At 66.4% G+C, this 24,675-nt stretch carries 17 protein-coding genes and 1 riboswitch; of the genes, 8 read left to right on the top strand and 9 right to left on the bottom strand.

The genetic code is table 11. The features are described 5' to 3' along the window. Nucleotides 1-107 precede the first annotated feature (107 nt). Nucleotides 108-2,054, bottom strand: a complete 1,947-nt coding sequence (gene dxs / locus ACE191_RS16740) for a 1-deoxy-D-xylulose-5-phosphate synthase (protein WP_400193386.1) — start codon at nucleotides 2,052-2,054, stop codon at nucleotides 108-110. A 252-nt stretch (nucleotides 2,055-2,306) separates the two neighbouring features. On the opposite strand from dxs, the gene ACE191_RS16735 reads away from it, so the two are divergent. Then, complete coding sequence (locus ACE191_RS16735; RefSeq protein WP_400193385.1) at nucleotides 2,307-3,380, top strand: lysylphosphatidylglycerol synthase transmembrane domain-containing protein; 1,074 nt, start codon at nucleotides 2,307-2,309, stop codon at nucleotides 3,378-3,380. Here ACE191_RS16735 and ACE191_RS16730 read toward each other — a convergent pair. Next, the gene (locus ACE191_RS16730; RefSeq protein ID WP_400193384.1) at nucleotides 3,367-5,841 is read right to left on the bottom strand and encodes an erythromycin esterase family protein; all 2,475 of its coding nucleotides are present in this window, start codon (nucleotides 5,839-5,841) and stop codon (nucleotides 3,367-3,369) included. The genes ACE191_RS16735 and ACE191_RS16730 overlap by 14 nt on opposite strands. 222 nt (nucleotides 5,842-6,063) lie before the next feature. Next, entirely contained in the window at nucleotides 6,064-6,477 is a 414-nt protein-coding gene (locus tag ACE191_RS16725; protein WP_400193383.1) for a hypothetical protein, read from the bottom strand. Between the two features lie 192 nt (nucleotides 6,478-6,669). Here ACE191_RS16725 and ACE191_RS16720 point away from each other — a divergent pair, with 192 nt between their 5' ends. The 5 genes from ACE191_RS16720 to ACE191_RS16700 all read left to right on the top strand — a co-directional run bounded on the left by ACE191_RS16720 (nucleotide 6,670) and on the right by ACE191_RS16700 (nucleotide 11,768). After that, complete coding sequence (locus ACE191_RS16720; RefSeq protein ID WP_400193382.1) at nucleotides 6,670-6,966, top strand: LysM peptidoglycan-binding domain-containing protein; 297 nt, start codon at nucleotides 6,670-6,672, stop codon at nucleotides 6,964-6,966. A 228-nt stretch (nucleotides 6,967-7,194) separates the two neighbouring features. Next, nucleotides 7,195-7,315: riboswitch (SAM riboswitch) on the top strand. Between the two features lie 417 nt (nucleotides 7,316-7,732). Then, on the top strand, nucleotides 7,733-9,187 hold the full coding sequence (locus ACE191_RS16715; protein ID WP_400193381.1) for an O-acetylhomoserine aminocarboxypropyltransferase/cysteine synthase family protein: 1,455 nt from the start codon (nucleotides 7,733-7,735) through the stop codon (nucleotides 9,185-9,187). Continuing rightward, on the top strand, nucleotides 9,112-9,273 hold the full coding sequence (locus ACE191_RS16710) for a hypothetical protein (RefSeq protein ID WP_400193422.1): 162 nt from the start codon (nucleotides 9,112-9,114) through the stop codon (nucleotides 9,271-9,273). The genes ACE191_RS16715 and ACE191_RS16710 overlap by 76 nt, the downstream gene beginning before the upstream one ends. Before the next feature lie 217 nt (nucleotides 9,274-9,490). Further along, nucleotides 9,491-10,525 (top strand): homoserine O-acetyltransferase, encoded by a 1,035-nt coding sequence (gene metX / locus ACE191_RS16705; RefSeq protein WP_400193380.1) that lies wholly within the window; start codon nucleotides 9,491-9,493, stop codon nucleotides 10,523-10,525. Next, the gene (locus tag ACE191_RS16700) at nucleotides 10,503-11,768 is read left to right on the top strand and encodes a homoserine dehydrogenase (RefSeq protein ID WP_400193379.1); all 1,266 of its coding nucleotides are present in this window, start codon (nucleotides 10,503-10,505) and stop codon (nucleotides 11,766-11,768) included. Before metX ends, ACE191_RS16700 begins: the two co-directional genes overlap by 23 nt. Nucleotides 11,769-12,059: 291 nt before the next feature. Here ACE191_RS16700 and ACE191_RS16695 read toward each other — a convergent pair whose 3' ends face one another. Continuing rightward, complete coding sequence (locus tag ACE191_RS16695) at nucleotides 12,060-13,277, bottom strand: carboxylesterase family protein (protein ID WP_400193378.1); 1,218 nt, start codon at nucleotides 13,275-13,277, stop codon at nucleotides 12,060-12,062. 78 nt (nucleotides 13,278-13,355) lie between these two features. Next, nucleotides 13,356-14,021: a hypothetical protein gene (locus ACE191_RS16690; protein ID WP_400193377.1), complete on the bottom strand. Its 666-nt coding sequence runs from the start codon at nucleotides 14,019-14,021 to the stop codon at nucleotides 13,356-13,358. 126 nt (nucleotides 14,022-14,147) lie between these two features. On the opposite strand from ACE191_RS16690, the gene ACE191_RS16685 reads away from it, so the two are divergent. Beyond that, nucleotides 14,148-15,068, top strand: a complete 921-nt coding sequence (locus ACE191_RS16685) for an LD-carboxypeptidase (protein WP_400193376.1) — start codon at nucleotides 14,148-14,150, stop codon at nucleotides 15,066-15,068. On the opposite strand, the gene ACE191_RS16680 is transcribed toward ACE191_RS16685, so the two are convergent. The 4 genes from ACE191_RS16680 to ACE191_RS16665 form a co-directional block, all read right to left on the bottom strand. Beyond that, nucleotides 15,065-16,552 carry an alpha/beta hydrolase fold domain-containing protein gene (locus ACE191_RS16680; RefSeq protein ID WP_400193375.1) on the bottom strand — a complete coding sequence of 496 codons (1,488 nt, stop codon included), beginning with the start codon at nucleotides 16,550-16,552 and terminating at the stop codon, nucleotides 15,065-15,067. The two genes, ACE191_RS16685 and ACE191_RS16680, sit on opposite strands and share 4 nt — an antisense overlap. A gap of 137 nt (nucleotides 16,553-16,689) precedes the next feature. Continuing rightward, entirely contained in the window at nucleotides 16,690-18,018 is a 1,329-nt protein-coding gene (locus tag ACE191_RS16675) for a M28 family peptidase (protein ID WP_400193374.1), read from the bottom strand. A 235-nt stretch (nucleotides 18,019-18,253) separates the two neighbouring features. After that, on the bottom strand, nucleotides 18,254-19,753 hold the full coding sequence (gene cysS / locus ACE191_RS16670) for a cysteine--tRNA ligase (protein ID WP_400193373.1): 1,500 nt from the start codon (nucleotides 19,751-19,753) through the stop codon (nucleotides 18,254-18,256). 150 nt (nucleotides 19,754-19,903) lie between these two features. Further along, nucleotides 19,904-20,920: an endonuclease/exonuclease/phosphatase family protein gene (locus tag ACE191_RS16665; RefSeq protein WP_400193372.1), complete on the bottom strand. Its 1,017-nt coding sequence runs from the start codon at nucleotides 20,918-20,920 to the stop codon at nucleotides 19,904-19,906. A gap of 214 nt (nucleotides 20,921-21,134) precedes the next feature. Between ACE191_RS16665 and ACE191_RS16660 the strand changes: the two genes are divergently transcribed. Continuing rightward, nucleotides 21,135-24,641, top strand: coding sequence for a gliding motility-associated C-terminal domain-containing protein (locus ACE191_RS16660; protein ID WP_400193421.1), 3,507 nt, complete (start codon nucleotides 21,135-21,137; stop codon nucleotides 24,639-24,641). Nucleotides 24,642-24,675 lie beyond the last annotated feature (34 nt).

Genomic DNA, 24,675 nt, shown 5'->3' with positions numbered 1-24,675 from the left:
TCCTTTTCTCTACCTGCCCCATTGCCCCGAAGCCGCTCAGCCACCCCACAAAAAAGAGCACCAGCCACAGCCGGTGCTCCTTGTACCATAGCCTTGACGCCATCCGTCTACCGCAGCGTCAGCTTCTCGGTTTTCACGTTGGCTACGCGGGCCTGCATGTCGCGCACGGCCTGGGCAATGCCGGCGGCGTCGTAGCCGCACTCCTTGTACAGCTCGTCCTGGGTACCGTGCTCCACCACGCGGTCGGGAATGCCGAGGCGCTTGACGGGCAGCGAGTAGCCGTGGTCGGCCATGAACTCGAGCACCGCCGCGCCGCAGCCGCCCTGCAGGCAGCCGTCCTCCACCGTCACCACGGCGCGGTAGCGGCTGAATACCTGGTGGAGCAGCTCCTCGTCGAGCGGCTTGCAGAAGCGCAGGTCGTAGTGGCCGGTGTCGAGGCCCTCGGTGAGCAGCTGCTGGGTAGCCTTCACGGCGTAGTTGCCGATGTGGCCGATGCTGAGAATGGCCACGTCGCCGGCGCCCTCGCGGATGGTGCGGCCGGTGCCCACGGCCAGGCGCTGCAGGGGCTTGCGCCACTCCGGCATCACGCCCTCGCCGCGCGGGTAACGGATGCTGAAGGGCCCCGCGTTTTCGGGCAGGGTAGCGGTGTACATCAGGTTGCGCAGCTCCTCCTCGTTCATGGGGGCGGCCACCACCATGTTGGGAATGCAGCGCATGAAGGCCAAATCGTAGGCGCCGTGGTGGGTGGGGCCGTCGGCCCCGGCAAAGCCGGCGCGGTCGAGGCAGAACACCACGTGCAGGTTCTGCAGGGCCACGTCGTGCACCACCTGGTCGTAGCCGCGCTGCATGAACGAGGAGTAGATGTTGCAGAACGGAATCAGCCCCTGGGTAGCCAGGCCGGCCGAGAACGTCACGGCGTGCTGCTCGGCAATGCCCACGTCGAAGGCGCGGTCGGGCATGGCGGCCATCATGATGTTGAGCGAGCAGCCCGAGGGCATGGCCGGCGTCACGCCCATCACCTTGTCGTTCTGCTCGGCCAGCTCCACCATCGTGTGCCCGAACACGTCCTGGTACTTGGGCGGCTGGGGCGTGGTGGGGACTTTCTTGTAAATCTCCCCGGTAATCTTGTCGAACAAGCCCGGCGCGTGCCACAGCGTCTGGTCTTTCTCGGCCAGCGCGTAGCCCTTGCCCTTCACCGTCACGCAGTGCAGCAGCTTGGGGCCGGGAATAGACTTCAGGTCGTTCAGAATGCTGGCCAGGTGCTGCACGTCGTGCCCATCCACGGGACCGAAGTAGCGGAACTTGAGCGCCTCAAACAGGTTGCTCTGCTTCATCAAAGTGGCCTTCATAGCCGACTCGACTTTGCTGGCAATGGCCTGGGGATTGGGCCCGAACTTGCTGAGCTTGCCCAGCACGTTCCACAGCTCGTCGCGCACGCGGTTGTAGGTGCGCGAGGTGGTAATGTCGGTGAGGTATTCCTTGAGCGCGCCCACGTTGGGGTCGATGCTCATGCAGTTGTCGTTGAGGATGACCAGCAGGTTGGTGTTGGCCACGCCGGCGTGGTTGAGGGCCTCGAAGGCCATACCCGCGGTCATGGCTCCGTCGCCAATGACGGCAATGTGCTGGCGGTCGAACTCCTTCTTATAGTCGGAAGCCACGGCCATGCCCAGCGCCGCCCCGATGCTGGTAGACGAGTGCCCCACGCCGAAGGCGTCGTACTCGCTCTCCTTGCGCTTGGGGAAGCCCGAGAGCCCGCCGTACTTGCGGTTGGTGTGAAACTGCTCGCGGCGGCCGGTCAGGATTTTGTGGCCGTAGGCCTGGTGGCCCACGTCCCACACCAGCTGGTCGTCGGGGGTGTTGAAGACGTAGTGCAAAGCCACCGTCAGCTCCACCACGCCCAGCGAGGCGCCGAAGTGCCCGCCGTAGATAGACACCGAGTCGACAATGAATTGCCGGAGTTCCTGGCTTAGCTGGACCAGCTGGTCCTCGCGCAACTCTTTCAGATCGGCGGGCGAGTTAATAGCCGCCAGCAAGGGTCCGGGTTCGACAATCATCGGGGAATCAGCAGGCAAAGAAGAGAGGGTAGCGGGTCAACCGGCGCGCAGCCAGATTGTTGTGGCAGCACCTTTGTTGAGTTGATGCCAGCGGGCAAAGTTACGACAAATCCAGACCAGCGGTTCGATTCGCCTCGACCCGCTACCGGGTAAACAACCGGCCGCCCACCGGCCACCCGAAGCAGGGCCAACTTTTAGTCACCCGCCGCGGGCTAACTCCGTATTTTTGCCCGCCACCTTTCCCCTTCCCGCATGAGCAACCCCCAGCAGGATCGTCAGCTGCTCGAAAAACTGTCGCCCTCGCGCATGCTGCTGCCGGTGGTTATTGGCCTGGGCGTGGTGGGCTTTATGTTCTGGCGCAGCTACCGTCCCGGCGACCTGGCCCCGCTGGCCGACGCCCGCCCCTGGTGGCTGCTGGTGACTTTGCTGGTACTGCTGGCCCGCGACCTGGGCTACATCTACCGCATCAAGCACATTTCGGAGAAGGCCCTGTCGTGGAAGCAGAGCCTCGACGTGATTATGATCTGGGAATTTGCCTCCTGCGTGCTGCCCTCGGCGGTGGGCGGTACGGCCATAGCTTCGTTCCTGCTCAACAAGGAAGGTATTCCGCTGGGCAAGTCCCTGGCCTACGTGATGGTCACGGCCATGCTCGACAACCTGTACTTCGTGGTGGCCGTGCCGCTGGTTATTCTGCTAGCCGGCGACCATATCTACCCCCACGAAGCCTTGCAGGGCGGCTTCGTGCTCACGCTCAAGATTGCCTTCGGCCTGAGCTACGTCTTCACCCTGGCCTACTCGGCGCTGATGGCCTACGCCCTGTTCGTGAATCCGCACTCGGTAAAGCGGCTGCTGGTGCGCCTGTTTTCGCTGAAAGGCCTGCACCGCTGGCGCCGCCGGGCCTACCACCACAGCCTGGAGATGGTGCATGCCTCGGCCCAGCTGCGCGGCAACAGCCTGGGCTACTGGCTGCAGGCGGCCTTGAGCACGGCCTTCGTGTGGACGGCCCGCTACCTGGTCATCGGCTGCCTGATTGCGGCGTTCATTCCGGTTTCGGCGGCCACCTTCGGCATCATCTTCGCCCGCAACCTCATCTACAAAGTGGTCCTGCTGGTGGCCGTTACGCCGGGGGGCGCGGGCTTTGCCGAGGGCGCCTTCCCCACCTTCTTCCGCAAGTTCGCCGGCTCCGACACCATGACGAACTTCATCCTGCTGCTCTACCGCATCGTGACCTACTACCTGTACCTGGTGCTGGGCACCATCTTCCTGCCGCGCTGGGTAGGGCGGGTTTTCGGCAAGAAAGCCGTGAAGGAGGTTATGGCTTCGTAGCCTCAAGGGTCGGGGCGGCTGCGGCGGGCGCGGGGCGCTGGTAGGTTTCCCAGAACGCGGCGCGGTACGGCGTCTTCGTCAGCTGCCATATTTCGCCGCGTTTCAGTGCCGGCTCCTTTTCGCTGTCGGGCCGGGCGGCCAGGGCCGCCGGGGGCAGGGGCGTCAGGTACTCCTCGCACGACTTCTGGGTGTAGAACGGCCGCCCGCCCAGCACCCGCCCCACGCTCAGGGCCTGTGCCACGCTGCTTACCGGGTGATAGCGCCCGTTGTCTCCCTTCTCGTAGGTTACCACGTGGGCCGCGCGGTGGTCAGAGTAAACCTGGTTGTAGAGCTTGGCCAGCAGATTCCCGCGCCCCTGGTACTTGCGGGCCGTAGCGTTGTGCTGCACGGTATCGTGCTGCCAGAGGGCTTCGTAGCGCACCACGGCGTAGTCCTGCTCCCGGATATACACCTTGCCGCTGTAGCCCGCCGTGAGGTACATGCCCGTGGAGCGCAGGTTGCCGCGCCGGGCCGCAAAGCGGATAACGTAGTAGGTTTCGCCGCGGCGCTGCTCAATGGTATCGAGCCGCAGGGTGTATTTGCCAAGCTTGCCGGCTTTGAAAAGTGGGGAAATGCGCACCGGGTCGGCACCGGCCGAAAGGAAACCATGCCCGCCCTCGTTGTGCTGATATAGTTTGGCGGCTTCGTCGGCCCCGGTTACCACGCGCTTCTCGAGCACTTTGTGGGTTTGCTTGGCGCCCAGCATCAGAAAACCGCCGTGCCACTCGTCCCGTCCCGCCGGATCGAACACCTGGCTCACATATTCCACCTCGTGGCGGAGCGTGTCGAAGTTCAGCAGCCGTCGGTGCGAGTATACCTGCGCCAGGTAGTCCTGCTGCTCGTAGTTGGTTTCGGCGGCTTTGATGACCTTTTTCATAATGCGCCGCGAGTCCTGCGACTGGGCACTCACGCGCACGTTGGCCAAGGCAAAGGCGGCCGGCGCGAGCGTGATGACCAGGCTGTTGTCGCCAGTTCCCGCTTGCAGCGTGGCCGGCTCGTAGCCGATGCTGCTGATCTGCACGGCTTCGCCCCGGTGCGCGGCTAGCCGAAAGTGGCCGCGGGCGTCGGCTACGACACCTGCGCTGCGGGCGGGCACGGCCACGGTGGCAAAGGGCACGGGCTGGCCGGTTTTGCGGTCGAGCACCGTGCCGTTGAGAGTCAGGGCGGCTCCAGGCTTGGCCGCGAGGAGGGCCGCCGGGTTCAGCCGGCTGGGTTGCCGAACCGGCTCGGCGGCCACGGGCGCGGCGCCTGCTGCTTCGGCGGCGGACCCACTTAGCGCGGCGTGCGGCGGGTTTACGGCTTTCAAAAACAAAAAACCATCGACTGCGTCGCTCCACGGGCCGGTCAGGGGTTTGTATTCGAGGGCGTAGGTTGTGAACTGGCGCCCGGGCAAATCGTGCTTCAGGCTCACGAAGGCGTAGTCATAACCCTGGGTCAGCAGCTCGGCTTCGAGGCTGCCCGCGGCCGGCGTGGGTACCTGCTGCTCGCCGAAGCTCTGGTAGCTCCCGCCGCCGGCCAGCGTACCCAGCACGTACACGGCATCGGCCCCGAGGGCGGCTTTCACAACCTGGCCCATGGGCCGGTAGCTACGCAGCTCGGCATCGGCAAAGCCCGCGAACTTATTGGCCAGATGCGGCAACGCCCCCCAGCACACCACCTTGGCCTGGGGGTGCTGGCGCAGGTACCACAGCAGGTTGTCGGCCATCTGGGCGTCGCGCGGGTTGCTGTCGGCGGCCCTGAACTCGGTGCTGCTTTTGGCGTTCGGATCGTTGTGAACGTAGTCGTGGGCCAAAGCCTGCAGGCTGCGCAGGTTCTGCAGCCAGAAAGCTGACCGGGCGCGACGCAGCGCGCTGGGGCCAGCCGCCACTTTCTCCAGCAGCCTACGCGCCTTGCCCAGCTGCAGCTCAAACAGCGGCAGGTTGTGGGTTGGCGGAAAAATGAAGTTTTCGCCCATCGTGCCCAGGCACTCATCGAGGTAGTCGTAGGCAACCGCGTCGGCCCCCTTCTCGGGTTTCAGAAAGGCCTCCAGCTCTTCCAGCAGGCTTTCCTGGTAATCACCGCTGAGCTGGGCATCGAACCCCATCACGTTCAGCCGGCCGGGACCGAGCAGCGGCAGCACCGCTTGGAACTCCCGCGTACCGGTCCAGATGCCGAACACGCTGCGACCAATGGCTTCGCGGGCGTGCGTGCCGGCTTGCAGTTCCCGCTGCGCCTTGTCGAGCTCGTAGAATCCGCTTTCGAAGCCTAGGGTGGTAAAGCCCAGGCGCTGCTGCAAATACCGCAGCAGACGCGCTTTGGCCTCGAACACGTTGCCTTCGCCGTGCGTGGGCTCGCCCAGCATGACCACCCGCGCCCCGCCGATTTCTTGGGCCAGGAATTCCAGGTCCGCGAAGTTTTCATCGGCGGGGTCAATGGAGCGCACCGCGTGCGCGGGCCACGGCGGGGCGGGTACCGATTGCGCGTGGCCGACAGTAACGGCATTTCCCCACAAACTTATCAGGCAAGTAAAAGCAATGAACCAACGCATACTGGCGCAGCCGACAAAATGAATAGCGCTGCAAGCTATCGGTTTCGGCTAATCCAACGGACAAGAAAAAGCCCTGCCGCGGGGCGGCAGGGCTTTTTCTTGATGAGGGTGCCTCGGCTACTCCGATTCCAGCTGTAGCTCGGCGCCGTCGGCGCTGCGCAGCGTGAGGCGGTCGTCGGTGAGGGTGGCCACGTCGAAGGTATTGGCCATGTTGCCGTTTTCGGGCGTCATGGTGATTTTCTTGTTGGCCTGGTCGAAGCTGTACTTGCCGCTGATGGACTGGGTGGGCGACGACATGTTGTACTGGCCGTTGGCGTAGAAGCGGATTTCCTGGTCTTCCTGCGCGTCGGTCTGGTCAACTTTGTTGCCGGCCGCATCTTTCTCCTTGTGGGTTTTCCAAGCCTTGCTGTCGGTGCCGTACAGCATGTTTACGCCTTCTACTTTGCCTTCCTTGCTGCCGCAGGCGAAGGTGAACAGACCGATAAACAGCAGCAGGCTGGCCAGGTAGTGGAGGGGAGTTACGCGTTTCATGGAAAAGTTCGGTTGAGGTTGTGGGAGGGGTCGGAGTAGACTCGACTACTGGACAGCAGCCTGGTTTCTTACGCGCCGCCCCGCAAAGAGTTAGCCCGCAACCTAACTCCCGGGCCCGGCGTACAGCAAGGCCGGACGGCTGACCTTCAACGGGTTGGCTGCCCCATTCCACACCTCAACCAACGCAACACCATGGGACTGTTTGATTTCCTCAGCAATAAGGGCGAAAAGGAGCCGGTAAAGCCCACGCAGCCGCTCAATCAGCCCGCCGGTAACGTCGGCTCGTTTGGTACGCCCAATGCCGCTCCCACCGCCGCCCAGGCTGATACCTACACCGTGGTCAGCGGCGACTCGCTCTCCAAGATTGCCAAGCGCCACTACGGCGACGCCACCAAGTGGCACCAGATCTACGACGCCAACAAGGCCACCATCGGCAACAACCCCGACCACATCGAAGTCGGCCAGATGCTGAAGCTGCCTAAGCTGTAGGCCGGTAGCCGAACCCAGCTTGCCAAGCCGCTCGACCAACATCGAGCGGCTTTTTTTGCGCATTACAACCTGAAAAACAACACCATAATCAACCAGCCAAGAACCCGCTGGCAATCAACCCGACCGGAAACTCAGCCGGCAAAAAACTTTCCGCCCGATTTGCGCTTTTAGAATCCGGTACTACATTTGTGCCAGCCCCGGCTTCCGGCCGCCGGCTTTTTTTGACGCGTTTTATTCCGAAGAGGCGAGAGAACAGGCTCCGCGACCCTCTGGCAACCACCGGCAATGCACCAGCCGGCAGGTGCCAAGTCCTGCCCCCGACTGACTTGCAGCGGGGGGCAAATAAATGGCGTGCTATGGCTACCAACCCGCTCCCGTACTCCAGTTTCTCGTTGTTCCGCTCGCCAGCGGCGCCCGTCACGGCTATGGCCGTTTCCGCCGCCGTTGTTGCCGAGGGAGCTGCCACCCGCCAGCCGCTTTCCGGCGCGGCGCTGCGAGGCTGTTGTTGCTGTTGTTGGTAATCCCCGCTTAGGGGCACCGCGCGGCCTGTCCGTGCCCTTCCATTTTCCTGCTGATCTGCTGACGTAGCGGCACCGTTTGGCGCGCCGCGGGCGGCCCCCACGCATCCGAAACCCCGATTTTCGGCGCTGAGGCCGCGGGCTCGGCGCATTCCGGCCGCTGCTGGCCACTAGGCCGTTCCGGGCCAACGCGCCGGCTTCTCCCTTCCCCGATTCTTCTCGCTTTCACCCTCTTTCTCAGCCTCATCATGTCCGCACAAGCCCTGCACTTCGAAACCCTGCAACTCCACGCCGGCCAGCAGCCCGATCCCACCACCGGCGCCCGCGCCGTGCCGCTGTACCAGACTACGTCCTACGTGTTCAAGAACGCCGAGCACGGAGCCAACTTGTTTGCTCTCAAGGAGTTCGGCAACATCTACACCCGCCTGATGAACCCGACCACCGACGTATTCGAGCAGCGCATTGCCGCGCTCGAGGGCGGCGTGGCGGCCCTGGCTACGGCCTCTGGGCAGGCGGCCCAGTTCATCGCCCTCAACAACATCCTGCAGGCCGGCGACAACTTCGTGTCGACCTCCTTTCTCTACGGGGGCACCTACAACCAGTTCAAGGTGGCCTTCAAGCGCCTGGGCATCGAGGTGCGCTTTGCCGACGGCGACAACCCAGCCAGCTTTGAGGCGCTGATTGACGAAAACACCAAGGCGCTGTACCTGGAAACTATCGGCAACCCCAGCTTCAGCGTCCCCGACTTTGAGGCCATTGCCGCCATTGCCGCCCGGCACGACTTGCCGCTGGTGGTCGACAACACCTTCGGGGCGGGTGGCTACCTGTTCCGGCCCCTGGAGCACGGCGCCCACATCGTGGTGGCCTCGGCTACCAAGTGGATTGGCGGGCACGGCACCAGCATCGGCGGAGTGATTGTGGACGGTGGCCGCTACGATTTCGGCAACGGCAAGTTTCCGCAGTTCACCGAGCCCTCGGAAGGCTACCACGGGCTGGTGTTCAACGACGTATTCGGCAAAAACGGGCCGTTCGGCAACATCGCCTTTGCCATTCGGGCCCGGGTGGAAGGCCTGCGCGACTTCGGCCCGGCGCTGAGCCCGTTCAACTCCTTCCTGCTGCTGCAAGGGCTGGAAACGCTGAGCCTGCGCGTGGACCGCACCGTGCAGAACACCCAGCAGATTGCCGAGTGGCTCGAAGCGCACCCGCAGGTGGAAGCCGTAAACTACCCCGGCCTGAAAAGCAGCCCCTACCACGCCCTGGCCGCCAAATACCTGCCGCGCGGCGCGGGCGGCGTGCTCACCTTCGCCATCAAGGGCTCCAAGGAAACGGCCACGCAGTTCATCGACAACCTGCAGCTCATCAGCCACCTGGCCAACGTGGGCGACGCCAAGACCCTCATCATTCAGCCCTCGGCCACCACGCACCAGCAGCTCTCCGACGACGAGCAGCGCGCCGCCGGCGTTACGCCCACGCTGCTGCGCCTCTCCCTGGGCCTGGAGCACATCGACGACATCAAAGCCGACCTGCAGCGCGCCTTCGACGCGGTAGCCAACGCAGCCGACCGCACCCCGGCAACCGCANGCAGCTCTCCGACGACGAGCAGCGCGCCGCCGGCGTTACGCCCACGCTGCTGCGCCTCTCCCTGGGCCTGGAGCACATCGACGACATCAAAGCCGACCTGCAGCGCGCCTTCGACGCGGTAGCCAACGCAGCCGACCGCACCCCGGCAACCGCAACCGAGCTGCTGCCCGAGCCGCAGGTATCGCATCCCGCCCCGCTGGAAGTGTAAGGGAGGGGAAAACCGCGGCCGCGCCCGGGTACTGGGCGCGGCCGCACTTCCAGCGGACGGGCCTTGTTCACTGGCCTTTCCACCCACGAAAAGGAGCCTGCCCGCAGGCTCGCCCGCGCCCGGCGCGGGTGCCGGCGAACAAGGAATTTTCTTACCCCCGCGCGCCTCATAGCAGCGCCGCGGGCATTTTTTCACGCTGACTTTGCGGGGCTGACTTATGAACGAACCTGCTGTGCTGCACCTGCCCCAGCCGCTGCCGCTCGAGTGCGGCGGCGCGCTGCCCGGCGTGCAGCTAACCTACCACACCTACGGCACCCTCAACGCCGCGCGCGACAACGTGGTGTGGGTGTGCCACGCCCTCACGGCCAACTCGGCGGTGCTGGACTGGTGGCCGGGCCTGTTCGGCGCGGGCCACTACTTCGACCCGGCCGACTGGTTTATCGTGTGTGCCAACGTGCTGGGCTCGTGCTACGGCAGCACCGGCCCCTGCACGCCCCTGCCCCCACACCAGCGCCCGCTCTACCAGGCTTTTCCGCGCCTCACGGTACGCGACTTGGTGGCCGCCCACGAGCAGCTGCGCCAGCACCTGGGATTGGACAAGATTCACACCGTCATCGGCGGCTCGCTGGGCGGGCAGCAGGCCGTGGAGTGGGCCGTGCAGCAGCCCGCCCTGTTCGAGCACCTGGTGCTGCTGGCCACCAACGCTCGCCACTCGCCCTGGGGCATTGCCTTCAACGAGGCCCAGCGGCTGGCCATTCAGGCCGACTGCACCTACCAGGGCGGCGGGCCTGAGGGGGGCGTGATGGGTTTGCGCGCCGCCCGCGCCATTGCCCTGCTCAGCTACCGCAGCTACGAGGCCTACGGCCGTACCCAGGCCGAGCCCGACGACGATGCGCTGCCGGCCTTCTACCGCGCCAGCTCCTACCAGCAGTACCAGGGCGACAAGCTCACGGCCCGCTTCAACGCCTACAGCTACGTCACGCTTTCCCAGATCATGGACTCGCACCACGTAGGCCGCGGCCGGGGCGGCGTGGCGGCGGCGCTGGCCCGGGTGCGCGCCCGCACGCTGGTGCTGGGCATTTCCTCCGACGTGCTGTTTCCGGTGAGCGAGCAGCAGGAGCTGGCCCGCCTGATTGCGGGGGCCATGTACGCCGAAATGGACTCGCCCTACGGCCACGACGGCTTCCTGATTGAAACCGCGCAAATCGCGCACTTCCTCGACCGGTTCTATGTCCAGACCTTCGCCCACTAGCCCCCTACGCCTGGGCCTTATCGGCTTTGGCTGCGTGGGCCAGGGCCTCTACGATATTCTGCAGCGGCAGCCCGCGGCCGGCTTCGTGGTGCAGCGCATTGCGGTGAAAAATCCCACCAAGCTGCGCCCCCTGCCCGCCGACCGCTTCGAGTTTCACGCCGACGACCTGCTCGACGACCCCAGCCTGGATATTTTGGTGGAAGTCATCGACGACCCGGCCGAGGCGTTTCGGCTGGTGAGCGAGGCCCTGCGCCGGGGCCGCCGGGTGGTCACGGCCAACAAAGCCATGGTGGCCCGCCACCTGCCCGAGCTGATTGCCCTGCAGCGCCGCTTCGGCGGCACCCTGCTCTACGAGGCGGCCGTGTGCGGCAGCATTCCGGTCATTCGCACCATCGACGCCTACTTTGGCCAGGAGGCGCTGCCCGAGGTGAGCGGCATCTTCAACGGCTCGTCGAACTACGTGCTCACGGGCATGACCAGCGCCGGGGCCGACTACGCCACGGTGCTGGCTGAGGCCCAGGCCCAGGGCTTCGCCGAAACCGACCCCACCCTCGACATGGCCGCCTTCGACCCGCGCGCCAAGGCCGTGATTCTGGCCGCCCACGCCCACGGCCGGCTACTCGACCCCGACCAAGTGCTGAACCTGGGCATCGAGCACATCACGGCCGCCGACATTCGCTTTGCCGCCGGGCGCGGCCAGAAAATAAAGGTGGTAGCCTGCCTGCACCGCCTGCCCGGTGGCGGGACCACGGTGTTTGTGGCCCCGCAGCTGCTGGGCCCTGAGTCGCCGCTCTACCACGTCGAGCGCGAATTCAACGGCGTGGAGGTGGAAGCCGAGTTTGCCGGCCCGCACTTCTGGCGCGGGCGCGGGGCCGGCGGCCACCCTACCGGCTCGGCCGTGCTGGCCGACCTGGCCGCCCTGCGTGCCGGCTTCCGCTACGCCTATCCCAAGCTGGGTGCCCTCACTACCACGCTCCCCGCCGACCTGGAAGTGGAAGTCTACCTGCGCAACCTGCCTCAGCCCCTGCAAGCGGCCCTGGCCCTACGCGACGTGAGTGACGCGCCGGCCGCCCCCGACCGCGCCGAAGACTACGTGATAGGCTACGCCCGCCTGAGCCTGCTGCATCGCCACCGCGACGCACTGCGGGCGGCCGGCGCCTTCGTGGCCCGTACCGGCCCGCTGCGCCCGGTAGCCGAAGTGCCCGCCCCCGCCCACCGCGAACCCGCCGTGCTGGCCGGGTAACCGCCGCGTTCGGTGGGTTTTCAGCCGGCAACCGGGGAATACTCCCCGAAGGCGGGATTCAGCTGGGAAGGTCTGTGGCACGTTTGCCTAATCACCAAGCTCGGCTGGTGGGAGCTTTGGCAAGCTTTCCTACCCTCTCCCTGCGCTCAGGGGAAGCTTCGGAAAGGTCACCAACCCTCTTCCTATGGAAAGGGAGAGGGTTGGTGAGTATACCAAACCTTTCTCCACGCGCAGGGACAAGGTTGGGGACTATACCAGCGGCCTCAACCGGGCCCGGCGGCCGATGCCGGCCTACTCCAGCGCCAGCCTCCGGGCGGGCAGGCCCGGGCCGCTCAGGTAGTAGATACCGGCGGGCAGCGCGCCCCGTTCGATTACAAGGCGGGGCTGCGGCCAGAACAGGCGGCGCACCACGCGGCCGGTGGCATCGGTGAGGGTGAGCTGGCTGGGGCGAAACCCGGGCCCGGCGTCGAGGTACACGGCGGCGCGGGCGGGCAGCGGGTAGAGCTGGACATGCTGCCAGAATGTGGGCGCCTGCTGGGTAAGCACCGTGCCGGGCCGGCGCAGCAGGGGCCGCAAAAAGTCGCGCACCGCGCGGAAGGTGGTGTCGAAGTAGGCCACGCTGCCGGGGCTGCTGCCGTTGTAGGGCACGTGGCCGGCGCCGGCCAAGGCTTTCAGCCCGTTGGGAATGCCGACTGCGTCGGCCCGGGGCTTGAGGGCGCCGCTGCCGTAGAGCCGGGGCGAAGTACTTAGTCCGAAGGCCTTGCCCAACAGAAAGGGCACCACGGTATCGGCGGTGCCGTGCACGCTCAACAGCGGCACGTTGCCCGGCTCCAGCCAGCTCAGCGCGCCCACGGCCCCACTCAGGTTGAGCACGGCGGCCACCGCGCTGCTGTAGCCGGGGTTGCCGCTCTGGCCCTCCAGCGTGCCGCCCACCGCGGCCAGCCCCACGTAGGCGGGCACCTCGGCGGGCTTGTCGAGGTAGCCCAGCTGCAAGGCCACGAAGGCCCCGGCCGACGAGCCGCCCGCGAAAATGTAGCCGGGGTGAATGCGGTACTGCCGGGCGGTAGCTGCGTCGCGCCGGAAAAAGCGCACCGCCGCGCGCATGTCCTGGGCGGCCCGCAGCGCGGCGCGGCCCACGTTTACGCTGTCGAAGGGAAAGAAGCCCACCCGGTAGTCGATGCTCACGGCCACGTAGCCCAGCTGCGCCAGCCGGGTGCACAGCTCAGTCATGAACTGGTCGTTGCGGTTGCCGGTCAGGAAGGCGCCTTCGTGGGCCAGCACCACCAGGGGGCGCCGGCGCACGGTGTCGCCCTGGGGCTGGTAGAGGTCGAGGCGCAGAATCTGGTTGGTGCCCGCGCTGTTGACGGCGGCCCCGTACTCCACGTCGCGCACCACGCTTACCTGGGGGAAAACCGGCCGCAGGTAGCGCCCTGCGGTGGTGTCGATCTGGGCGGAAGCTGAGCTCAGCAGGAGCAGCAGGCCGAACGCGGTAAGTAAAAGCTGTTTCATGCGATGAAGCGGCGTGAATGAAGCCCTGCTTACGCAATTGCAAACGAGCTGGCTGCCCCCGGGCTCCCGCGTTCCTCATCAGGGCCGACGCCGCAGCGTCAGGGTGTCGGTGCCCTGGCGCAGCACCAGCCGCTGGGGCGAAACCGATAGCACCCCGAAGGTTTTGCGCGTTCCGGCGGCGTAGGCCTGGTAGGCGCGCGGCGGCAGCTGCACGCGAAATACCGTTGGGACAGCGGGCCTCGGGTGCTGCCAGCGGCGCCAGCCCAGGCCCGCAATTTCCAGGGTCTGCGGGGCGTCGACAGCTCCCAGCGGCAGCTCGGCGTAGCCCGCCGAATCGGTGGTAGCCCCGGCCACTACGCTGCCGGCGGCATCCCGCACCAGCACCGTAAGGCCCGGCAGCGGCTCGCGCCGGCCGGCTTCATCGGCCCGGGCGCTGACGTAAAACCGCAGCTGCTGCTCGGTCGCCGGCAACGTTGCGCGGGTACTATGGGCCGTTGAGGTATCCGGTTGGCCATTCAGGCGCAGCTCCAGGCGGGAGCCCCGCCAGCGGTAGGTACCGCCGCTTTCGCGTCCCAGGCTCGCATCATCGGTGTGCAGCCAATACCGGAGGCGTCCGTCGGGGTACACTTGCAGCTCCCGGCTGGTGAAGAGCGCGGTATGGGGCCGGGTTTCGAGGTAGGTACCGGGTGGCAGCGGATGCAGCGCGACGCAGCCGCTCAGGCCGCTGATGAGGACGGGAATCAATCGGAAGGCTACATGCATCTGCCACTAAAGATGCGGCCGGAATCGGTATTCCATATCGCCGCGTTCCGCTGGTTGGCTGGCCGCGGCGCCGTAGGTTTGCGGCGGCTTTCTCAACCGGCCCAGCTCATGCCCACCACTCCTCCCCCCCTGCGGCCCGGCGACCGGGTTGCCATCGTTTGCACCGCCCGCAAGGCTTCCCACGAAGAGCTGGCGGCCGCCGTGGCCACGCTCCAGAGCTGGGGCCTGGCAGTAGAGCTGGGCGAGTCGACCAACGTAGCCCACCACCAGTTCGGTGGGGAAGACGAACTGCGCCGCCGCGACTTTCAGCACATGCTCGGGCGCCCCGACATCCGCGCCATCCTCATTGCCCGCGGCGGCTACGGCACTACCCGCATCATCGACCAGCTCGACTTTTCCGGCTTCGCCGACAATCCCAAGTGGGTGGCCGGCTTCTCCGACATCACCGCCCTGAACTGCCATTTGCTGCGCCTGGGCCACGAAAGCATCCACGGCGTGATGCCCCTGCTGTTTCACCAGCCCGGCGGCGGGGCGGCCCTGGAAAGTCTGCGGCGCGCGCTGTTCGGTGAGCTGATTACCTACGAAGTACCCGCGCACCCGCTCAACCGCCCGGGCCGGGCCGAAGGCGAGCTGGTGGGCGGCAACCTGAGTTTGCTGCAAACTCTCACCGGCACGGCCTCCGAGGTGAGCACCGCCGGCCGCATTTTGTTTCTGGAAGACATCGAGGAATACCTCTACAGCATCGACCGCATGCTGGTGCACCTGGAACGCACCGGTAAGCTGCGCGACCTGGCCGGGCTGCTGGTGGGCCACTTCACCGCCCCCCAGGACAACGCCATTCCCTTCGGCCAGACGCCCGAGGAAATCATCGATACCTACGCCCGCAAGTACCGCTTCCCGGTGGCCTACGGCTTTCCCGTGGGCCACGAACCCAGCAACCTGGCGCTGATCTGCGGCCGCCGTGCCCGCCTTACGGTGAGCGAAGCCGGCACCCGGCTGGAGTACCTGGAAGCTGAGCCGGCCGGCTAGTATTTCAGCAAGCGCAGGTGGCTGATTTTGCCGTTTGCCACGCAGCGCAGCCCGTAGGTGCCCGGCGGCAGCGCGCCGAGCGTGGGCAGCGGCAGCGGCGACGTACCCGCCGGTAACAGGAGCTGCCGGCTGAATACGACCTGCCCCAGGGCGTTGAGCAGCTGCACCTCTCCCACAGCGGCATTTTCCAGGCTGATTTCGGCGGTGACCTCGCTGCTGAAGGGGTTGGGCCAGGCCCGCAGCTGCCCCGCTGAAGCGGCAAATTCAACCATTCTCGGGCCATACAGGGTTGCGGCGCCGTCGAGGTCGAGCTGGCGCAGGCGGTAGTAGCGCCGGCCCGCTTTGCCCGGTTCGGCGTCGAGAAACCGGTAGCGGTGCCCGGCTTCCCCGGGCTGGCTGGGCACGAAGCTCAGCGGCCGAAAAGCCTGGCCATCGACGGATACTTCCACGCCGAAGCCGCGGCTGCGGGTTTCGGTGGCGGTTTCCCAGCTCAGCAGCGCGTGGGCACCCTGCGGCCGAACCTCGAATCGGGTGAGCGTAACCGGCAGCGGGCCGGGTGTGCCGGGCAGCCCGAGCAGGGGCCGCAGAAAGTCGCGCACGGTGCGGAAAGTGGTATCCATGTAGGCGCTGCTGTTGTTGTAGGGCACGTGGCCGGCGCCCTTCAGCGGCCGCAGCACGTTGGGCACGCCTACCTGGTCGGCGCGGGGCTGGAGGGCGCCGCTGCCGTAGAGCACATTGCCGAACACCACTCCCATCTGGTAGGGCACCACCGCGTCGGAGGTACCGTGCACGCTTACCAGGGGTTCGTCGCCGGCTTCCAGCCAGAGTGGGTTGCCCAGGCCGCCGCACAGGTTGATGACTGCCCGCACCTGGCTGCTGTAGCCGGGGTTGCCGCTGCTGCCTTCGAGGCCGCCCGCTACCCCGGCGTTGAGGGCGGCCAGCTCGGCCGGCTGGTCGAGGTAGGCCGTGTGCAGGGCCGTAATGGCGCCGGCCGACGAGCCGCCCGCGAAGATGTAGCGGGGCTGCAGGTTGTAGGGGTTGGCGCCGAGGGCGCTGCGCCGGAAAAACCGCACGGCGGCCCGCATGTCGTGCGTGGCCTGCACCACGGCCCGCGCGCCCGAGAACGTGAACGGCGAAGGCTCCAGGCGGTAGTCGATGCTGGCCGCGACGTAGCCCAGGCGGGCCAGGCGGCGGCACAGCTCGCTCACGTCGTAGTCGGTGCGGCTGCCGAACAGGAAGGCGCCGCCGTGGGCCAGGATGACCAGCGGCCGCGGGGCCGTGGGGCCGCCCACGGGCTGGTACACGTCGAGGCGCAGAACCTGGGGGGTGCCCTGGGTATCCACCGCTTCGCCGTAGGCCACGCCCTGCTCTACGCTCACGCTGGGGTACAGCGGCCGGTAAAACTTCCCGCCGGTGGTATCGATCTGGGCGCGGGCGGCCCCGGCCAGCAACAGCAGCAAACTCAGCAGTACCGGTACACGCATAGCAAACGGGGTTTGAGCAAGGGGCCTCGGAGTCTGAAACGGATTTCAAGCTACGAGGATGAGCGGCAACGTGGCGCAGCAAAAAGCCCGCCCCACAACGGGGACGGGCTTCGCGGGTTGCGCTCTGCGGCCGGAGTCTATTCCTGGTAGAGGGTGGTCAGCACGGTTTGCCCAACCGCTTTCAGCGTATTGCGGTCGACCATGCTCATGTTGTCCTGCACGGTGTGGTGGTAGGGCGGGAAAAACTCGTCGCCGTAGGGCACGTGGTCGATGATGTCGACGGTGCGCACGCCGGCCTGGTTGGTGAACACGTGGTCGTCGGTGATGCTGCCGATGTCCTGGGCAATGAAGTAGTCGGAGTAGCCGAGGCGGTAGGCCACGTTCCAGATTTTGCCCACCACGTCGCCGGCTTTTTCGCGGGACAGCTGCTCGCGCGAGAACCGGGCACCCTTGGCGCCCACCATGTCGAGCAGGATGCCGTACTCGGGCTTGTAGCCAGGGGGGACCAGGTTTTTGGCCCAGTGCTGGGAGCCCAGGCACCAGCTTTCGACGCCCTGGCCGGCCAGCTGGTTGGCTTTGTCGGCCTGGGTGGAGGAGTCGTAGCCGTAGTCTTCGGCGTCAAACAGGATGAAGTCGACGCCAACTTTGGGCGTGAGCGAATCGGGCTGGGCGGCCAGCTGGCGGGCCATTTCCAGCAGCACGGCCACGCCGCTGGCCCCGTCGATGGCGCCGTCGAGGGCGGCGTTGGGTTGCTGCTTGTCTTTGTCGGCAAAGGGGCGGGTGTCCCAGTGGGCAAACAGGGCTACGCGGCGGGCGGCCTGGGGGGCAAAGCGGGCAATGATGTTGCGGCCGCGCAGCATGGTGCCGTCGAAGGCCATGGCCGTGAAGGGCTGCTCCTGCACCGTGAGGCCGCGGCGGCGAAACTCGCTCACCAGCCAGTCGCCGCAGCGCTGGTGGGCCGGGGTGTTGGGCACGCGCGGGCCGAAGCTGACCTGCTTGGCGATGTAGGCGTAGGCCGAGTCGGCGTTGAAGGCCGGGGCGGGGCGCAGCGGCGTTTCGGCGGGCGCCTCGGTTTCGGTAGCGGCGGGCTTTTTATCGGGGCAGGCCGTGAGCAGCACCGCAGCGGCCAGCAGCGCGGCGGGGCGCCCGAGCAGACGCAGAAGGGGACGAATCATGGAGAAGGTGAACTCGAAGTACAGAAGCCCGGCGGCTCGTCCGCGGCGGCGGCAAACCCGGCCGAAGGGGGTTGAGTCGTTGGCGAGGTCGGGTTTGTCGTTGACGAGGTGGGTATAATCGTTGACAAGGGGTGTTTTGTCGTCGACAAGGTCGTGATAATCGTTGGCGAGGTGGGGTTTGTCGCTGACGAGGTGGTGTTTGCCGTTGACGAGGTCGTGATAATCGTTGACGAGGTGGGTAATGTCGTTGTCGAAAGGTGTTTTGTCGTTGACGAGGTAGGTTTTTGGCAAGTAGACAGGGATAAATGCAATCAGGTGGTGATTTATCCTATTGATGGGGTTGAAGGGGCCGGGCAGGTTGATCAGCAGGCTTTATCGGTGGGGCGAAGTGGTACTACGACCTGGGGTCGTAGTACCACTGTCGTGGCCTGTTGCTCGGCGTCAGCACGCGAGATGCCTCGGCTGCGCTCGGCATGACGTTCCTTTCTCAGTTGACCTGCTAGGCCGGTGTACGCAGGTGGAAACCCTATTCCTCGTAGGCCCAGTCGACGCCGGCTTTGGTGTCTTTCACCAGGATGCCCTGCTCTTTGAGCGCGGCCCGGATGACGTCGACTTTGGCGTAGTCCTTGGCCGACTTGGCTTCCTGGTAGAACTGCAGGGTGAGGCCCAGCAGGGCTTCGGGGTCGGCGCGGGGCTCGTCGTGCAGGCCCAGCACGTCCTGCACCAGGGTGCGGTAGGCGGCAATGGCTTCGTGCAGGGCGGCCTCGCTTACCTGGGCCAGGGTGGCGGGCTGGTTGTAGTAGCCGTTGAACTTGCGCAGCAGGTTAAACAGCGAGGCAATGGCCCGGGCCGTGTTCAGATCGTCGTTCAGGCCGGTGTAGCAGTCGGCCACCAGCTTGCGCAGCTCGTCGTCGGCGGGCTGGGGGCCGGCGGCGCGCTCGGTGCCCGCGGGCAGCTGCAGGCGCTCGATCTGGCGCAGGCCGTTCATGAGCTTGCGGTAGCCCTTGGCGGCGGCCTTCAGGGCGTCGTCGGTGATGTCGACGGTGGAGCGGTAGTGGGCCTGCAACAGGAAGAAGCGGGCCGTCATGGGCGAGTAGGCCTGCGTGAGCAGCTCATGCTCGCCGCTGAACAGCTGCGAGACGGTGATGTAGTTGCCCACCGACTTGCTCATCTTCTGGCCGTTCACCGTAATCATGTTGTTGTGCAGCCATACCCGGGCCTCGTCGGTGTGCGAGTGGCTGGCCCGGCTCTGCGCGATTTCGCACTCGTGGTGCGGAAACATCAAATCGAGGCCGCCGCCGTGGATGTCGAACTCGGCGCCGAGGTACTTGCGGCCCATGGCCGAGCACTCGAGGTGCCAGCCGGGGAAGCCTTCGCCCCAGGGCGAGGGCCAGCGCATGAGGTGGCGCTCGTCGGCGCGCTTCCACAGGGCAAAGTCCAGGGGGCTGCGCTTTTCGTCCTGGCCGGCAAGGTTGTCGCGGGTGCCGGCCAGCAGCTCTTCCACCACCCGGCCCGAGAGCTTGCCGTAGCTGTGCTGCTCGTTGTAGCGGGGCACGTCGAAGTACACCGAGCCGTTGACCTCGTAGGCGAAGCCGTTGGCCAGGATTTCCTCGACCATGGCAATCTGCTCGGTGATGTGGCCGCTGGCGCGGGGCGTGATATCGGGCGGCAGGCAGCCCAGGGCCTCCATGTGGCGGTTGTAGCGGCCGGTGTACGACTCGGCTACCTGCATGGGCTCGAGCTGGCGGGCGCGGGCCATCTTGCTGATTTTGTCTTCGCCCTCGTCGGCGTCGCCTTCGAGGTGGCCCACGTCGGTGATGTTGCGCACGTAGCGCACCGTGTAGCCCAGGTGGCGCAGGTAGCGGCCCAGCACGTCGAACACCACCGGCCCGCGGGCGTTGCCCACGTGGGCTTCGCTGTACACCGTGGGGCCGCAGAGGTACATGCCCACGAAGGGTTCATGAATGGGCACGAAGGCTTCTTTGCGGCGCGTGAGCGTGTTGTAGAGCGAAAGCGGGTGTTGCATGGAGCAAAGGTAGTGAGACGGGCAATGAGTGAATGGGGGAATGGGCGAATGGCTGAGTGAGGTTGATGCTCGGGAGGAGCAAGCGGCGGCGCGCCGTTTGAACACCGAATTCTGCCTCTCAGTTATTCACTCATTCACTCCTTTACCCATTCACCGCGGGGGCAGGCGGTAAACGGCTTCCAGGGGAAAGTGGTCGGAGTAGGGAATGTCGCGCCGCACCCGCACCGACTCGACCTGCCAGCGGGGGCTGGCAAACTGGTGGTCGATGCGCAGCAGGGGCAGCTTGCCGTTGTAGCTGGCCCCTACCCCGGTGCCGGCCGTGGCCCAGGCGTTTTGCAGGTGGTCGGCCAGCTGGTCGTAGGCGTAGCTGTAGGGAAAGTCGTTCAGGTCGCCGCACAGCAGCACCGGGTGGGGGCTGGCCTCGATGCGCCGCACGAGGGTATCGACCTGGGTGCTGCGGGCCACGAAGCCGCGGCGGAAGCGTCGCAGCAGCCCGCGCCCCTTGGCCTGCAGCCCCGACTTGCTGGAGTAGCTGTCGACGATGTCGCGCTCGTCCATGCTCATGCTCTGCAGGTGCATGTTGAATACCCGTACGGTGTCGCCCTGGGGCAGGCGCACATCGGCCCACATGGCGTGGTTCTGGGTGAGCTTGCCAAAGCGGATGGTGCCGCGCCCCAGAATGGGGTAGCGCGTGAAAATGGCCATACCGAACTCACCACCGATGCCGTTGACCAGGGTTTTGGACACGAACACCTGCCGCTGCCGGCTGGTGCCCACGTGGCGCACGGCGTTGAACACGGTGCCGTCGCGGGTGGGGCGGGGCTCGTTGTAGAACTCCTGCAAACACAGGATGTCGGCCGGGTGCTCGGCCAGCCACTGCATAAAGTCGCGCGAGGACTGCAGGCCCTCGTTGCGCAACTGGGGGTACACATTGAAGATACGCACGTTGGCGCTGAGCACCCGCAGCTGCGGGCCGGAGCCGGCCTCGGCCTTATAAAGCGGGTGCAGGGCCAGGCCGCGCATCAGCTGGGGCCAGGTGAGCACGGCCACCACCAGCGGCAGCAGCGCCACCGGCCAGCGCCGCAGCAGCCAGTAGCCGGTCAGCAGCAGGTTCAGGCCCAGGGCCAGCGGCAAGCTCAGCGCCCCGAAAGCGGCGGGCCATGCCAACCGGGGAGGCACCTGCGCGCATCCTATGGCTATGAACAGCCACGCAAAGACCAGCAGGGTGAACTTGAAAGCCAGCGAACGACGCACCACGGAGCAGAAACAGCCTTACCAGCCGCAAACCTACGCAATTTGCCCCCGCTCACATGAGCATGTGAGCCGTGCAATTCCGCCCCGGTTTCGCCGTACCTTCAGGGTCCTATTTGCCGACTTCGTGATGCCTACGTTTACTCCTGGCCGCCTGGGCCACTTTTTCTGGAGCCTGCTGCTGGTGCTGACTGCCCCTGCCGCGGCCTGGGCCGGCGCCCCGGCGCGCAGCCTGGAATTCATTGAAAACCGGGGCCAGTGGGACGCCCGCGCCCGCTACGCCGCCCTGCTGCCGGCCGGCCGCCTGTTCCTGGAAGCCGACGGCTTCACCTACACCATGTTCGACCCGGCCGCCATCCGGCGCTTCAACGAGCACGGCCACGGCCCCGACCCGGCCCGCGACGCCGGCCCGGAGCTGCCGGCCGGGCAGCTGCGCGGCCACGCCTACAGCATGCGCTTCGTGGGGGCGCGCAACGGCGTGAAGCTGCTGCCCATTGAGCCCACCGGAGAGGTGCGCAACTACCTGCTGGGCAACGAGGCCAAACGCTGGGCCAGCCAAGTGGGTGGCTTCCGCCAGGTGCAGTACGACGGCCTGTGGCCCGGCATCGACGCCCGCGTGTACGAAAACGCCCAGCAGCGGCTCGAATACGACTTCAACCTGCGCGCCGGTGCCGACCCCAAGCGCATTCGCCTGCGCTACGACCACGCCGAGGCCCTGCGCCTCACGCCCGAGGGCAGCCTGGAAATCAGCACCAGCGTGGGCCGCATTACCGAGCTGGCGCCCCAGGCCTGGCAGCTCGACGCCACCGGCCGCCGCCAGCCCGTGGCCTGCCGCTACGTGCTGCGCGGCCGCGAAGTCAGCTTCGAGCTGGCCCGCTACGACGCCAAACGCCCCTTGATCATCGACCCGACGGTGGTGTTTTCCTCGTTTACCGGCTCGACGGCCGACAATTGGGGCTTCACCGCCACCTACGACGCCGACGGCAACATGTACTCCGGCGGCGTGGCCTTCGGCCCTGGCTACCCTACCTCGCCCGGCGCCTTCGACACCTCGTTCGGGGGTGTGACCGACATGGCCATCATCAAGTTCATCACCACCGCCAACGGCCCGGCGGCCCGCGCTTGGGCCACCTACGTGGGCGGCAGCGGCTCCGAGGCGCCGCACAGCATGGTGGTCAACAGCCGCAACGAGCTGCTGATTCTGGGCACTACCTCGTCGGGCGACTACCCCGTTACGCAGGGCGCCTTCGACCGCAGCTTCAACGGCGGCAGCCGCTTCGAGCCGCTGAGTGGCGTGCTCTACGCCAACGGCTCCGACCTGGTGGTGACGGCCCTGAGCCCCAACGGGGCCGGGCTGGTGGCCTCGACGTTTCTGGGCGGCAGCAGCAACGACGGCCTGCTGGCCACTGGCTCGTCGCTGGTGCGCAACTACGGCGACCAGTTCCGCGGCGACATCACCGTGGACCCGGATGACAACGTGTACCTGGTGTCGAGCACTAACTCGGGCGACTTTCCTACCCGCAGCGGCTTCGACGGCGGCTACGGCGGCGCGACCGACGCGGTGGTGGTCAAGCTGAATCCCAACCTGAACGATTTGCAGTGGAGCAGCTACTTCGGCGGCACCGGCCCCGACGCCGCGTTTTCGGTGCAAGTGAATGCGGCCCGCGAGGTGTACATCGCCGGCGGCACTACCAGCCCGGTGCTCTACAACACTGCCGGGGCCGTGATTCCCTCGCTGCAGGGCGGCGTCGATGGCTTCGTGGCCCGCATCAGCCCCGACGGGCGCTCGGTGATGCGCATGAGCTATATCGGCACCTCGCAGTACGACCAGGCCTACTTCCTGCAGCTCGACGACCAGGGCGGCGTGTATTTGCTAGGTCAGACCAAGGGGCCCATGCCCATCACGCCCGGCGCGGTGGGCAACCTGGGCGGCAAGCAGTTCATTCAAAAGCTCAGCCCGGGCCTCGACGCGCTGCTGATCAGCACCGTGTTTGGCACAGCCCGCAGCGGCTCCGATATCTCGCCCACCGCTTTTCTAGTGGACCAATGCGAGCGGATTTACGTGTGCGGTTGGGGGGGCGGCGCCAATGAGCGCATCGACTACAACAACGAGGACGTGCGCGGCATGTATACCACGCCCAACGCCTTGCAGCGCACCAGCGGCGGCGACGACTTCTACCTGATTCAGTTTACGCCCTACGCAGCCGGGGTGGAGTACGCGACCTTCTTCGGGGGCAACGCCGAGGAGCACGTCGACGGCGGCACCTCGCGCTTCGACCGGCGCGGCTTCGTATACCAGGCGGTGTGTGGCGGCTGTGGCGGCTCGTCGAGCTTTCCGTTTCCCCCGCACGCCGGCAACTACACCACGCGCAACGGCAGCAGCAACTGCAACAACGCCGCCTTCAAGATCGACTTCGGCATTCAGGCCGCCGTGGCCGGCCCCAACCAGCGCGTGTGTGCCGACGCGGCCCCCATGCGCCTGGGCGGCCAACCCGCCGGCGGCACCTGGACGGGCACCGGTGTGAGCGGCTCGGCCGCCACGGGCTTCACCTTCACACCCACTCCGGGCCTGGTAGGCCAGCACCGCCTCACCTACTCGGCAGCCAGCACGGGCACCTGCGTCACCACCAGCCAGCTCACCATGACGGTATTGCCGGTGACGCCGGTGTCATTTCCGCCCGTGGATACGCGCTGCGCCAACGACGGCGCCGTAGCCCTGGTGGCGTCGCCGCCCGGTGGCACCTTCAGTGGCCCGGGCGTGCAGGGCAACCTGTTTCGCCCCGGCGTGGCCGGCCCCGGCACTCACACGCTTACCTACACCCTGCCGCCAGACCAGTGCGGCGTGGCCACGCAGCAGGTGCAGGTGAATGCGCCGCCGCTGGTAAATGCCGGCCGCGACACGGCCCTGTGCTCGTTGCAGCGCACGCCCTACCAGCTCACGGGCTTCAGCCCCGCCGGCGGTACCTGGCGCGGCCCGGGCTGCACGCCGGCCGGGATGTTTACGCCGCCCCTGGGCCAAAGCGGCCGCATCACCCTCACCTATAGCTACACGGCCGGCAACGGCTGCACCCAGCAAGACAGCCTGTACGTGGTGCTGGTGCCCGCCAACCGCACCAACCAGCCGCTGACGCTGCCCGAATGCCTGGTGCGCCCGCGCCGCAGCGAAAACCTGCCCCAGTACACCGGCCTCGCGCCCTTCACCCACACCTTCGACCACGACCTGCTTTTTGCCAGTCGCTACGAGTGGGATTTCGGCGACGGGCAGGGCAGCAGCAACGAGCAATTTCCGACGCACACCTTCACCAAGCCCGGCACTTACCTGGTGCGCCTCACGGCCATCTACAACAGCACCTGCCAGGCCAGCTCGGTTTTCCTGCCGGTGTACGTGGGCGACCCATTTATTCCCAACATCATCACGCCCAACGGCGACAGCGTCAACGATGTGTTTGAGCAGCGCCTGAGCTGCCTGCCGGTGGAGCTGCAGGTGTTTTCGAAATGGGGCAACCAGGTGTTTGAGGCCCGGGACTACCGCAACAACTGGGGCGGCCAGGGCTTGCCCGACGGGGTGTACTACTACCACCTGCGCGACACCGAAAACCGCCGGGCCAAGGGCTGGCTGGAAATCCGCCACCGGTAGCGGCTTGCACCGCGCCCGGCAATAGTGTATCTTT

The sequence above is a fragment of the Hymenobacter sp. B81 genome (assembly GCF_044628455.1).
Taxonomy (GTDB): Bacteria; Bacteroidota; Bacteroidia; order Cytophagales; family Hymenobacteraceae; genus Solirubrum.
Note: the sequence above shows the minus strand (reverse complement) of the source record. Positions and strands in the feature narration are given on the sequence as shown.

Coding starts and splice junctions, on each gene's coding strand:
- dxs (WP_400193386.1), bottom strand. CDS start 2,054: ATGATTGTCGAACCCGGACCCTTGCTGGCGGCTATTAACTCGCCCGCC.
- ACE191_RS16735 (WP_400193385.1), top strand. CDS start 2,307: ATGAGCAACCCCCAGCAGGATCGTCAGCTGCTCGAAAAACTGTCGCCC.
- ACE191_RS16725 (WP_400193383.1), bottom strand. CDS start 6,477: ATGAAACGCGTAACTCCCCTCCACTACCTGGCCAGCCTGCTGCTGTTT.
- ACE191_RS16720 (WP_400193382.1), top strand. CDS start 6,670: ATGGGACTGTTTGATTTCCTCAGCAATAAGGGCGAAAAGGAGCCGGTA.
- metX (WP_400193380.1), top strand. CDS start 9,491: ATGAACGAACCTGCTGTGCTGCACCTGCCCCAGCCGCTGCCGCTCGAG.
- ACE191_RS16700 (WP_400193379.1), top strand. CDS start 10,503: ATGTCCAGACCTTCGCCCACTAGCCCCCTACGCCTGGGCCTTATCGGC.
- ACE191_RS16695 (WP_400193378.1), bottom strand. CDS start 13,277: ATGAAACAGCTTTTACTTACCGCGTTCGGCCTGCTGCTCCTGCTGAGC.
- ACE191_RS16685 (WP_400193376.1), top strand. CDS start 14,148: ATGCCCACCACTCCTCCCCCCCTGCGGCCCGGCGACCGGGTTGCCATC.
- ACE191_RS16680 (WP_400193375.1), bottom strand. CDS start 16,552: ATGCGTGTACCGGTACTGCTGAGTTTGCTGCTGTTGCTGGCCGGGGCC.
- cysS (WP_400193373.1), bottom strand. CDS start 19,753: ATGCAACACCCGCTTTCGCTCTACAACACGCTCACGCGCCGCAAAGAA.
- ACE191_RS16660 (WP_400193421.1), top strand. CDS start 21,135: ATGCCTACGTTTACTCCTGGCCGCCTGGGCCACTTTTTCTGGAGCCTG.